Here is an 11,895-nt window from a genome sequence, read left to right on the forward strand (position 1 = left end):
CCGGTAAAGTACCGCACGATTTGTCGCTCATGCCCTCAGGTATGAGCGTTATCGTCTGCAAGCCTGCCCGCTGCACACCCCTTGCCGACGGTAAAAAGATTTCCTCTAGCTGCGTCGTTTTCGTCAACTTTGGAGTGTTTACAACAATGGCAAAAATCGTCGACATCAAAGGTCGTGAAGTTCTCGACTCCCGTGGCAATCCCACCGTGGAAGCGGACGTGCTTCTCGACAACGGCATCATCGGCAGCGCTTGCGCGCCGTCCGGTGCATCCACTGGCTCGCGTGAAGCGCTCGAGCTGCGTGATGGCGACAAGAGCCGTTACCTGGGCAAGGGCGTGCTCAAAGCGGTAGCCAACATCAACGGTCCGATCCGCGATCTGCTGCTGGGCACTGACCCAAGCGACCAGAAAGCTCTGGACCACGCGATGATCAAGCTCGACGGTACTGAAAACAAAGCGACCCTGGGTGCCAACGCCATCCTCGCCGTGTCCCTGGCTGCGGCCAAGGCGGCTGCACAGGATCAGGACCTGCCGCTGTACGCACACATCGCCAACCTCAACGGCACTCCGGGTGTTTACTCGATGCCGGTACCGATGATGAACATCATCAACGGTGGCGAGCACGCCGATAACAACGTCGACATCCAGGAATTCATGGTGCAGCCGGTTGGCGCCAAGTCGTTCTCGGAAGGTCTGCGCATGGGCACCGAGATTTTCCATCACTTGAAAGCTGTGCTGAAGGCCCGTGGCCTGAGCACTGCCGTTGGCGACGAAGGCGGTTTCGCACCGAACCTGGCGTCCAACGAAGACGCGCTGAAAGTGATCTCGGAAGCTGTGGCCAATGCCGGTTACAAGCTGGGCACCGACGTGACTCTGGCCCTGGACTGCGCGGCGAGCGAATTCTACGAAGACGGCAAGTACAACCTGTCCGGCGAAGGCCAGGTGTTCACCGCTGAAGGTTTCGCTGACTACCTGAAAGGTCTGACCGAACGTTATCCGATCATCTCGATCGAAGACGGTCTGGACGAGTCCGACTGGGCTGGCTGGAAGATCCTCACCGACAAGATCGGCGAGAAGACTCAGCTGGTAGGCGACGACCTGTTCGTGACCAACACCAAGATCCTCAAAGAAGGCATCGATAAAAAGATCGCCAACTCGATCCTGATCAAGTTCAACCAGATCGGCACCCTGACCGAAACCCTCGAAGCCATCCAGATGGCCAAGGCTGCCGGTTACACCGCAGTGATCTCGCACCGTTCGGGCGAAACCGAAGATTCGACCATTGCCGACCTGGCGGTGGGTACTTCGGCTGGCCAGATCAAGACCGGTTCGCTGTGCCGTTCCGACCGCGTTTCCAAGTACAACCAACTGCTGCGTATCGAAGAGCAGTTGAATGGCAAGGCCAAGTACAACGGTCGCAGCGAGTTCCGCGGCTAAGTACAAATCGATGGAAGGACACCGGATTGTGTCGAAAAAGTCGTGACAGCGATGGATTTGCCACTAATCTGATGCCTTAACAGCACAAGCCTGGGTCTTCCAGGCTTCGTGCTATCAGATGCTTCAAAGTTTTGGCGTGGCTGTCTTTTTTCACTGGATACCTGATATTCGATGCGCAGTCCTTACTGGTTGTTTCTCGTTTTGCTCTTGCTACTGGCCGGTCTGCAGTACCGCCTGTGGGTGGGTAACGGCAGTCTGGCGCAAGTCGCCGAGCTGAATCAGCAGATTGCTGATCAACACGCCGAGAACGAAGGTTTGCTGGAGCGCAACCGAGTGATGGACGCTGAAGTCAGCGAGTTGAAAAAGGGCATGGAGACCGTTGAAGAGCGGGCTCGTCACGAACTGGGCATGGTCAAGGACGGCGAAACCCTTTACCAGTTGGCCCAATGATCAATTCCCTGCCGGCCTTCTGGGCCGTGATTCCTGCCGCGGGCGTCGGTGCCCGAATGGCCGCGGACCGTCCCAAGCAATATCTGCAACTGGGCGGGCGCACAATTCTCGAACACAGCCTCGGCTGTTTCCTTGATCACCCAAGCCTTAAAGGGCTGGTGGTCAGTCTTGCTGTTGATGATCCTTACTGGCCGAACCTGGCGTGCGTCAACGATCCGCGCATTCAGCGGGTTGACGGCGGGGCCGAGCGTTCCGGTTCGGTGCTCAATGCCTTGCTGCACTTGCACGCGCAGGGTGCCGATGATGAAGATTGGGTGCTGGTGCACGATGCGGCACGACCGAATCTGAGCCGCGAAGATCTTGACAAGTTACTGGATGAACTGGCAGATGATCCGGTCGGCGGTTTGCTTGCGGTGCCGGCGCGCGACACGTTGAAGCGGGTCGATAAGCACGGTCGTGTGCTGGAAACCGTCGATCGCAGCGTGATCTGGCAGGCGTATACGCCGCAGATGTTTCGCCTCGGCGCGTTGCATCGGGCGTTGGCAGACAGTCTGGTTGCTGATGCTGTGATTACCGATGAAGCATCAGCGATGGAGTGGGCCGGGCTTAAGCCGCGTCTGATTGAAGGGCGGGCGGATAACCTCAAGGTCACCCGGCCGGAAGATCTGGAGTGGTTGCGTCAGCGTTGGGCTAACCGCCGCTGAGTGCAGTGACGCTTTTCAGATTGCCTTCGCGAGCAGGCTCGCTCCCACCTTTGAATTACGCCGAACACGAATTTTCTATCCACTGAAGATCCCCTGTGGGAGCGAGCCTGCTCGCGAAGACGGCCGGACAGGCAACCCATCACTCAGCGTCGATACTCCGGCCGCTCAGCCAACCCCTCCTTCAAAAAATCCACCAATTTGCGCACCTTCGGCGACAAATGCCGCTGCTGCGGATACAGCGCCCACACCGCCGTATTCGGCGGTTGATGCGCCTCCAGCAATGAAATCAGTGCACCGCTGTGCAAGTGCTCCAGCACGTAATAGTCCGGTAACTGACACAACCCCACCCCTTGAAGCGCCGCATCCAGCACCGCTTGCCCACTATTGCAGCGCCAGTTGCCCTGCACACGCTGGGAAAACTCGCGCCCGTTTTGCTCAAGCTGCCAAATGTCCGAACTGCCGATCAGGCAATTGTGCCGACTCAATTCCGACAGACTGTGTGGGCGACCATACCGCTCAACGTAGGACGGTGAAGCGCAGAGAAACATTCGCCGTGGCGCCAGGCGTGTCGCGACCAGCCGCGAGTCCTGCAGGCGGCCCAAGCGAATCGCCAGATCCAGCCCTTCATGGACCAGATCGAGCTGGCGATTGCTCAGTTCGATATCGATGCGCAGCTGCGGATACAGCCCCATGAACCGCGTCACCAGCGGCACGATGAAGCGTTCGCCGTAAGCCACGGCACAGGTCATGCGCAGCATGCCTTTAGGCTCACTGGTCAGGTCGCCCACCGCACGCAGGGCTTCTTCGCGACCATCCTGCAAGCGTTGGCAATGTTGCAGAAAGGTCTGCCCGGCCTCGGTCAGTGTCACGCGCCGGGTACTGCGATAGAGCAGGCGCGTCTGCAAACGCTCTTCGAGTCGTACGATTTGTCGACTGATGTGCGAGGACGAAACCCCAAGACGTTCGGCTGCGGCGGTGAATTGGCTGCATTCAGCAACGGCGACAAACTCGTCGATGCCTTCCCAGCGATTTTCGGACATCGGGATTATCCCTGTGTGGCAATAATGTTTTGCTTTTGCCCTGATTATTCATCGTAAAGCCATGTATTACACTCCTTGTCTGGTTTTTTATTCATTGGATTCACTGGAGAGTCAGCATGATCAAGTCGCGCGCCGCCGTTGCCTTCGAGGCCAAGAAGCCGCTGGAAATCGTAGAAGTCGATGTCGCCATGCCCAAGGCTGGTGAAGTGTTGCTGCGCGTGGTGGCTTCCGGGGTTTGCCACACTGACGCCTACACCCTGTCCGGTGCTGATCCGGAAGGCATCTTTCCGTCGATCCTTGGCCACGAAGGTGGCGCGATCGTTGAAGCCATCGGCGAGGGCGTAACCTCGGTTGCGGTGGGCGATCACGTCATTCCGCTGTACACCCCGGAGTGCGGCCAATGCAAATTCTGTAAGTCGGGCAAGACCAACCTGTGTCAGGCGATTCGCGCGACTCAGGGCAAAGGCTTGATGCCGGACGGCACTTCGCGTTTTTCCTACAAGGGCGAAACCATTTTCCACTACATGGGCACTTCCACGTTCTCGGAATACACCGTGTTGCCGGAAATTTCCGTGGCCAAGATCTCCAAAGATGCGCCACTGGAAAAGGTTTGCCTGCTCGGTTGCGGCGTCACCACCGGTATCGGTGCCGTGCTCAACACCGCCAAGGTCAAACCGGGTGACACCGTGGCCATCTTCGGTCTGGGCGGTATTGGTCTGTCTGCAGTCATCGGCGCGGTGAAGGCCAAGGCTGCACGCATCATCGCTATCGACATCAACCCGGCCAAGTTCGAAATCGCCAAGCAACTCGGTGCCACCGATTGCGTAAACCCGAAAGATTTCGATCGTCCGATCCAGGAAGTGATCGTCGACATGACCGATGGCGGTGTGGACTTCTCCTTCGAGTGCATCGGCAACGTGCAATTGATGCGCGCCGCCCTTGAGTGCTGCCACAAAGGTTGGGGCGAGTCGGTGATCATCGGTGTGGCCGGAGCCGGCCAGGAAATCGCTACCCGTCCATTCCAACTGGTGACTGGTCGCGTCTGGCGCGGTTCGGCGTTCGGCGGCGTGCGCGGTCGTACCGAATTGCCAAGCTACGTCGACATGGCCCAAAGCGGCGAAATCCCGCTGGATACGTTCATCACCCACACCATGGGCCTGGAAGACATCAACAAGGCGTTCGACCTGATGCATGAAGGCAAGAGCATCCGTACCGTCATTCATTTCTGATCAATCGTGGCGACATGGCCGCAAGTCTTGAAGGCTTGTGGTCGTGACCGCGTAGGAGTCTTTACATGAGTCTGGAAAACATCTCCTGCCAGAAAAGTTTTGGCGGTTGGCACAAGCGTTATCGCCATCGTTCCGACGTGCTCGGCTGCGACATGGTGTTCGCCGTCTACTTGCCACCGCAAGCAGAGCAGGGCGGCAAGCTGCCAGTGCTGTATTGGTTGTCGGGCCTGACCTGTACTGACGAAAACTTCATGCAGAAGGCCGGCGCGATGCGCATGGCTGCCGAACTGGGTTTGATCATCGTCGCCCCGGACACTAGCCCGCGAGGCCCTGATGTCCCGGGTGATCCAGATGGCGCATGGGATTTCGGCCTCGGTGCCGGTTTCTATCTGAATGCCACGCAAGAACCTTGGTCGCGGCACTATCGGATGCATGACTATGTCGTGCAGGAATTACCTTCATTGGTTGAAGCGCATTTCCCCGCTTCGGACAAACGCAGCATCAGCGGCCACTCCATGGGCGGCCACGGTGCGCTGGTCTGTGCATTGCGTAATCCTGGGCGTTTCCAATCGGTGTCGGCATTTTCGCCAATCAACAATCCGATGGATTGCCCGTGGGGGCAAAAAGCTTTTTCCCGGTTCCTGGGCGAAGACCGTTCGAAGTGGAAGGAGTGGGATGCTTGTGCGCTGATCGCCGAAGCGGATGAAAAACTGCCGCTGCTGGTCGATCAAGGCGATCGCGATGACTTCCTCGCTACCCAGCTCAAACCCGAAGCCTTGCAACAAGCGGCAAAACAAGCGGGCCATCCGCTGACGTTGCGCCTGCAACCGGGCTACGACCACAGCTATTTCTTCATCTCAAGCTTTATAGACGACCACTTGCAGCATCACGCACGCGCCCTGCGCGGTTAATGCAGGTAGAATCACGCCCTGACAAAAATCGGGGCGTTTTTTTTATGCGTATTGGCCACGGCTATGATGTGCACCGTTTCGCTGAAGGCGATTTCATTACTCTGGGCGGCGTGCGTATCGCACACAGCTTCGGGCTGCTCGCTCATTCCGACGGTGACGTCCTGCTGCACGCCTTGAGCGATGCCTTGCTCGGCGCTGCGGCGCTGGGTGATATCGGCAAGCACTTCCCGGACACCGACCCGCAATTCAAGGGCGCCGACAGCCGCGCGCTGCTGCGTCATGTCGTCGCGCTGATTCACGCCAAAGGCTGGAAAGTCGGCAACGTCGACAACACCATCGTTGCCCAGGCGCCCAAAATGGCCCCGCATATCGAATCGATGCGCGCGCTGATCGCGGCGGATCTTCAAGTTGAGTTGGATCAAGTGAACGTGAAAGCTACCACTACCGAAAAGCTTGGCTTTGTCGGTCGCGAAGAAGGTATCGCCGTGCACTCCGTTGCCTTGTTGCTGCGCGCATGAATGAACTGCAATTGCTCGGCCCTCGCGCCTATGGCGAACCCTTGGGCACCGCGGTACTGAAAGCCATCGCTGAAGATTTTCAGGTGGATGAAGTCCTCGATATCCCGTTTAGCGGCGATGGTGAACACCTGTGGATCTGGGTCGAAAAACGTGGCTTGAACACTGAAGAAGCCGCACGGCGTATCGCCAAGGCTGCCGGCGTGCCATTGCGTACCGTCAGCTATGCCGGTCTCAAGGATCGTCAGGCGTTGACCCGTCAATGGTTCAGCGTGCAACTGCCGGGCAAGGCCGACCCGGATCTGTCAGCGGCGGAAAACGACACGCTGAAGATCCTCAAGACCACCCGGCACAAGCGCAAGCTGCAACGCGGTGCGCATTCGGCCAACGGTTTCACACTGCGCCTGACCCAATTCGCCGGCGACAAAGCTGCAATCGAAGAGCGTCTGCAACTGATCGCCAAACAAGGCATTCCTAATTATTTCGGTGCCCAGCGTTTCGGTCACGACGGCGGCAACGTTGTCGATGCCCGTGCGTGGGCGGCGCGCAAGGCCTTGCCGGAGCAACGCAACGTGCGTTCGCGCCTGCTCTCGACCGCGCGCAGTTTTCTGTTCAACAAGGTGCTGGCGGCGCGTGTTGCCGATGGCACCTGGCAAAAAGCCCAGGTCGGTGATTTGCTGGCCTTCACCGACAGCCGCAGTTTTTTTCCGGCCGGTGAAGCCGAGTGCAGTGATCCGCGTCTGGCGATTCTTGATCTGCATCCAACCGGCCCGCAGTGGGGCGAAGGTGACTCGCCGACCGCAGGCGCTGTCCATGAACTGGAGCAGGGGATCGCCGCACGCGAGGCGGAGTTGCGCGATTGGTTGATCAACGCCGGTATGAGTCACGAACGTCGCATCCTGCGGCTGCCCATTGGCGGGTTGACGTGGCATTATCCCCAGCCTGACATTCTGCAACTGGAATTCGTCCTCCCGGCCGGATGCTTCGCCACCGTATTGGTGCGCGAACTCGTTGATCTGGTGCCGGTGGGGCAGACGGACAGCCCATGCGTATTCTGATTTCTAACGACGATGGGGTAACCGCACCCGGTCTTGCCGCGCTTTATGCTGCGCTGGCGGATTACACCGAGTGTGTGGTTATCGCCCCGGAGCAGGACAAAAGCGGCGCCAGCAGTTCGCTGACGCTCGACCGTCCGCTGCACCCGCAATACCTGGCCAACGGCTTTATCAGCCTCAACGGCACACCGACCGACTGCGTGCACCTGGGCCTGAACGGCTTGCTGGAGCGCGAGGCGGACATGGTGGTTTCCGGGATCAACCTCGGCGCCAACCTTGGCGATGACGTGCTGTACTCCGGAACCGTGGCGGCCGCCCTAGAGGGACGTTTTCTCGAGCGTCCGTCATTTGCTTTTTCGCTGGTCTCGCGGCAGGTGGATAATCTGCCGACAGCGGCGTACTTTGCGCGCAAACTGGTTGAAGCCCATGCCGGGCTCGATCTGCCGCCGCGCACGGTGCTCAACGTGAACATTCCCAACCTGCCCATCGACCACATTCGCGGCATCCAGCTGACCCGACTGGGCCATCGCGCCCGGGCGGCGGCGCCGATGAAGGTGGTCGATCCGCGTGGCAAGGCCGGTTACTGGATTGCCGCTGCCGGCGATGCCGAAGATGGCGGCCCGGGCACGGACTTCCATGCAGTGATGCAGGGCTATGTTTCCATCACGCCGTTGCAGCTTGATCGCACCTTTAACGACGCGTTCAGAAGTCTCGACGGCTGGCTGGAGGGACTGCGCTGATGGCTCGTGAACACGAAGACCGGCTGCGGAGCGGCATCGGCATGACGTCCCAGCGTACCCGCGAGCGTCTGATCCAGCGTCTGTACGAAGAGGGTGTGTCCAACGCCAAGGTGCTGGAAGTGATTCGGCGTACACCGCGTCACCTGTTCGTCGACGAGGCACTGGCACACCGCGCTTACGAAGACACAGCTCTGCCGATCGGCAATAACCAGACGATTTCCCAGCCTTATATGGTGGCACGCATGAGCGAGCTGCTGTTGGAGGCCGGGCCACTGGATAAAGTGCTGGAGATCGGTACCGGTTCCGGTTACCAGACCGCCGTGTTGTCGCAACTGGTCGAGCGAGTCTTCTCGGTTGAGCGCATCAAGGTGCTGCAGGATCGCGCCAAGGAGCGCCTGGTCGAGCTGAACCTGCGCAACGTTGTGTTCCGTTGGGGCGATGGCTGGGAAGGCTGGCCGGCACTGGCACCTTATAACGGCATTATCGTCACCGCCGTGGCCACGGATGTACCGCAAGCCTTGCTCGATCAACTGGCTCCGGGCGGGCGCATGGTGATTCCGGTAGGCTCCGGAGAAGTGCAGCAATTGTTGCTGATCGTACGTGAGGAAAATGGCTTTTCCCGACACGTTCTGGGGGCAGTTCGTTTCGTGCCGTTGCTCAACGGGCCACTGGCCTGAGCATTTGTTTACGTGCGCTGAATTCCTTTCGTTCGTCTGTGTCTTACGCCGACAGCGATGGTTTAAACGCAGCAGACTTTCAACTTGCAAACGTGTGCGCGAAGCGATTTCGCTTCATTAAAGGTAAAGCCGATCCGGCCCGTTATACTGGCGACACCTCATGTCGAAATCCGGCATTTCACATTTTTCAGCCACCACAAAGGGAGCGGCGGGTGAGTCTCACAGTCATTGCGCAGCGTATGGGTAACACGAGCTTTCAGCGCCTGGTGACTGGCCTTGTCTTGAGCACCTTGCTGGTCGGTTGCTCCAGCACCAAATCGAGCAATGTCCGGGTAGTCGATCGCAACAACGCGGTGGCCCAGCGTCCTACCGTGACGACCGGACAGTATGTAGTCCGTCCCGGCGATACGATGTTTTCGATCGCGTTTCGCTACGGCTGGGACTACAAAGCCCTCGCTGCCCGGAACAATATTCCTACGCCGTACACGATCCATCCGGGTCAGACAATTCGCTTCGATGGCCGTACCGGTTCAACGCCGACGGCGGTGGTGAGCAACAGCAGTACTTCGCCTTCTTCGTCGAGTAAAACCACGGTAATCCGGCGCCAGGCAAATGGCACGACGACCACCACAACCACCGGTTCTACGGGCGGTTCGGCGGGGGTTGCACCGTCCGTCGCCAACAAATCGGCACCCGCTCCGCTGCCTCCAGCAGGCCCGGCCCCGACCGGCTGGGGATGGCCATCTAATGGCATTCTGATTGGAAAATTCTCTTCAAACGGTAGTTTGAATAAAGGAATTGATATCGCCGGAGATTTGGGACAGCCTGTTTTAGCTGCGTCTGATGGGACGGTGGTATACGCCGGAAGTGGCTTAAGGGGCTACGGCGAATTAGTCATCATCAAACACAGCGAAACCTACGTCAGTGCCTACGGACATAATCGCAGGCTGTTGGTTCGGGAGGGACAGCAGGTCAAGGTCGGACAGACAATTGCCGAAATGGGGTCAACGGGTACAGACCGGGTGAAACTGCATTTTGAGATTCGCCGCCAAGGTAAACCTGTAGATCCACTGCAGTTCCTGCCAAGACGTTGATTTGTAAGCCAGCCTGTTCCGTCGCGTAGAGGGGACAGGCTCCAGCGCTGCCAAGGATAAAGGCGTCGCTTGAGCTTGGGGTCGAACTCACCAAAGGACTATAACAATGGCTCTCAGTAAAGAAGTGCCGGAGTTTGACATCGACGATGAGGTTCTCCTTATGGAGACCGGCATCGATTCGGAATCTTCGATGTCGAATGATGAAGGGGCTGCTCCACCTTCCGTTCGTTCCAAATCCAAACACTCCGCTTCACTTAAACAACATAAGTACATCGACTACACGCGGGCACTTGATGCCACGCAGCTGTATCTCAACGAAATCGGCTTTTCCCCATTGCTCTCCCCGGAGGAAGAAGTTCATTTTGCGCGTTTGTCGCAGAGTGGCGATCCGGCCGGGCGCAAGCGCATGATTGAAAGTAACCTGCGGCTGGTGGTCAAAATCGCCCGGCGTTACGTCAATCGGGGGCTGTCGCTGCTGGATCTGATCGAAGAGGGCAACCTCGGGCTGATCCGGGCGGTGGAAAAGTTTGATCCCGAGCGCGGCTTCCGCTTCTCGACCTACGCGACCTGGTGGATTCGTCAGACCATCGAGCGCGCGATCATGAATCAGACCCGGACCATCCGGTTGCCGATCCATGTGGTCAAGGAGCTCAACGTGTACCTGCGTGCTGCACGGGAGCTGACGCAAAAGCTCGACCACGAACCTTCACCCGAAGAAATCGCCAACCTGCTGGAGAAACCGGTGGGCGAGGTCAAGCGCATGCTCGGCCTGAACGAACGGGTTTCTTCGGTCGACGTCTCGCTGGGTCCGGATTCGGATAAAACCCTGCTGGACACCCTTACCGACGATCGTCCGACCGATCCGTGCGAACTGCTGCAGGATGACGACCTGTCGCAGAGCATTGATCAATGGCTGTCGGAGCTGACCGACAAGCAGCGCGAGGTAGTTGTACGCCGCTTCGGCCTGCGCGGTCACGAGAGCAGCACGCTGGAAGACGTAGGCCTGGAGATTGGTCTGACCCGGGAACGGGTACGGCAGATCCAGGTGGAGGGCCTCAAGCGCCTTCGTGAAATCCTCGAGAAGAATGGCCTGTCGAGCGAGTCGCTGTTTCAGTAAGCGCCTCATACGCCCGCCTGCAAAAAGCCCCGACTGGTTCGGGGCTTTTTGTTGGCATGGATTTGTTGGTTATCCCATGCCACCCGCTTCATTGCCGGACGTACGGTTGGCAATTCCATCGTTTGTAGTCTCGCGGTGTAAGCCTTGGCTTACTCTTTCGTAAGTGTTCACTATTTTTACAGTACGGTAGACGTCGATCGCCACCGATGGCGCTTTTTAACTTGTTGATTTGTTTATTTATTTTTTAATGTGAAGTGCTTATTACAGCTGTTTTTGGTCTCTGGAGCCGATTGCTTTTGGCCGGGAACTCTTTAGTATCTGGGTTGTGTCGACGGACAGACACGCCCTTCAAGGAAGAGGGGAACGGACATCGCAGGACGCGATTCATCAGGACGATGAAAAGGAATACAGGGAATAGGGAAAAAATGTGGGCGGGTCATACCGCCCCTTTTTTTGCCCGCAAAAAAGTAAACGCAGGACAGCAAAAAGGCCCGCAAGGGGCCTTTTCATTCGAGCGCGTGGCAGATCAGCGTTCGAGGTCTTTGATCTTGCCTTTGACACCATCCCACTCTTCGGCATCCGGCAGCGATTCTTTCTTCTCGGTGATGTTCGGCCAGATTTCGGCCAGTTCAACGTTCAGTTGAATGAATTCCTGCATCTCTTCCGGAACTTCGTCCTCGGAGAAAATGGCTACGGCCGGGCATTCCGGTTCGCACAGGGCGCAGTCGATGCACTCATCCGGGTGAATCACCAGGAAATTCGGGCCTTCGTAAAAGCAGTCCACCGGACAGACTTCTACGCAGTCGGTGTACTTGCACTTGATGCAGTTGTCGGTGACGACGAAGGTCATTTCTAATTTTCTCCTCAGGCGGCGGCAGCGTTGCCCCTTCACGGTTGGGGTCGCCAGGTTCGGGAGCGATACCTGCT

General features: G+C 58.0%; 13 protein-coding genes. 11 read left to right on the top strand and 2 right to left on the bottom strand.

Annotation, left to right across the window (positions count from 1 at the left end):
• Positions 1 to 146: 146 nt before the first annotated feature.
• The 3 genes from eno to ispD all read left to right on the top strand — a co-directional run bounded on the left by eno (position 147) and on the right by ispD (position 2,590).
• Entirely contained in the window at positions 147 to 1,436 is a 1,290-nt protein-coding gene (eno, locus tag ACRRSD_RS21065; protein ID WP_093436567.1) for a phosphopyruvate hydratase, read from the top strand.
• Between the two features lie 171 nt (positions 1,437 to 1,607).
• Positions 1,608 to 1,886, top strand: a complete 279-nt coding sequence (gene ftsB / locus ACRRSD_RS21070) for a cell division protein FtsB (RefSeq protein ID WP_007908838.1) — start codon at positions 1,608 to 1,610, stop codon at positions 1,884 to 1,886.
• Positions 1,883 to 2,590, top strand: a complete 708-nt coding sequence (ispD, locus tag ACRRSD_RS21075; RefSeq protein ID WP_435035131.1) for a 2-C-methyl-D-erythritol 4-phosphate cytidylyltransferase — start codon at positions 1,883 to 1,885, stop codon at positions 2,588 to 2,590. The genes ftsB and ispD overlap by 4 nt, the downstream gene beginning before the upstream one ends.
• 143 nt (positions 2,591 to 2,733) lie before the next feature.
• Here the strand turns inward: ispD and ACRRSD_RS21080 are convergent, their stop codons facing one another.
• On the bottom strand, positions 2,734 to 3,630 hold the full coding sequence (locus ACRRSD_RS21080; protein WP_435035132.1) for a LysR substrate-binding domain-containing protein: 897 nt from the start codon (positions 3,628 to 3,630) through the stop codon (positions 2,734 to 2,736).
• A gap of 116 nt (positions 3,631 to 3,746) precedes the next feature.
• Between ACRRSD_RS21080 and ACRRSD_RS21085 the strand changes: the two genes are divergently transcribed.
• From ACRRSD_RS21085 to rpoS, 8 genes are all read left to right on the top strand, one after another.
• Positions 3,747 to 4,859, top strand: coding sequence for an S-(hydroxymethyl)glutathione dehydrogenase/class III alcohol dehydrogenase (locus ACRRSD_RS21085; RefSeq protein WP_007908835.1), 1,113 nt, complete (start codon positions 3,747 to 3,749; stop codon positions 4,857 to 4,859).
• A 65-nt stretch (positions 4,860 to 4,924) separates the two neighbouring features.
• Entirely contained in the window at positions 4,925 to 5,770 is an 846-nt protein-coding gene (fghA, locus tag ACRRSD_RS21090) for an S-formylglutathione hydrolase (RefSeq protein WP_435035134.1), read from the top strand.
• Between the two features lie 44 nt (positions 5,771 to 5,814).
• Entirely contained in the window at positions 5,815 to 6,288 is a 474-nt protein-coding gene (gene ispF / locus ACRRSD_RS21095; RefSeq protein WP_034149878.1) for a 2-C-methyl-D-erythritol 2,4-cyclodiphosphate synthase, read from the top strand.
• The gene (gene truD, locus ACRRSD_RS21100; protein WP_435035135.1) at positions 6,285 to 7,343 is read left to right on the top strand and encodes a tRNA pseudouridine(13) synthase TruD; all 1,059 of its coding nucleotides are present in this window, start codon (positions 6,285 to 6,287) and stop codon (positions 7,341 to 7,343) included. The genes ispF and truD overlap by 4 nt, the downstream gene beginning before the upstream one ends.
• Complete coding sequence (surE, locus tag ACRRSD_RS21105; RefSeq protein WP_007908831.1) at positions 7,331 to 8,080, top strand: 5'/3'-nucleotidase SurE; 750 nt, start codon at positions 7,331 to 7,333, stop codon at positions 8,078 to 8,080. Before truD ends, surE begins: the two co-directional genes overlap by 13 nt.
• A 41-nt stretch (positions 8,081 to 8,121) precedes the next feature.
• Complete coding sequence (locus ACRRSD_RS21110; protein WP_171057346.1) at positions 8,122 to 8,757, top strand: protein-L-isoaspartate(D-aspartate) O-methyltransferase; 636 nt, start codon at positions 8,122 to 8,124, stop codon at positions 8,755 to 8,757.
• Between the two features lie 212 nt (positions 8,758 to 8,969).
• Positions 8,970 to 9,851, top strand: coding sequence for a peptidoglycan DD-metalloendopeptidase family protein (locus tag ACRRSD_RS21115; RefSeq protein WP_435038531.1), 882 nt, complete (start codon positions 8,970 to 8,972; stop codon positions 9,849 to 9,851).
• 106 nt (positions 9,852 to 9,957) lie between these two features.
• Entirely contained in the window at positions 9,958 to 10,968 is a 1,011-nt protein-coding gene (gene rpoS / locus ACRRSD_RS21120) for an RNA polymerase sigma factor RpoS (protein WP_038357938.1), read from the top strand.
• Positions 10,969 to 11,494: 526 nt separating this feature from the next.
• On the opposite strand, the gene fdxA is transcribed toward rpoS, so the two are convergent.
• Positions 11,495 to 11,818: a ferredoxin FdxA gene (gene fdxA, locus ACRRSD_RS21125; RefSeq protein ID WP_007908827.1), complete on the bottom strand. Its 324-nt coding sequence runs from the start codon at positions 11,816 to 11,818 to the stop codon at positions 11,495 to 11,497.
• Positions 11,819 to 11,895: the final 77 nt, after the last annotated feature.

Source organism: Pseudomonas neuropathica (assembly GCF_051174785.1).
GTDB lineage: Bacteria > Pseudomonadota > Gammaproteobacteria > Pseudomonadales > Pseudomonadaceae > Aquipseudomonas > Aquipseudomonas neuropathica_A.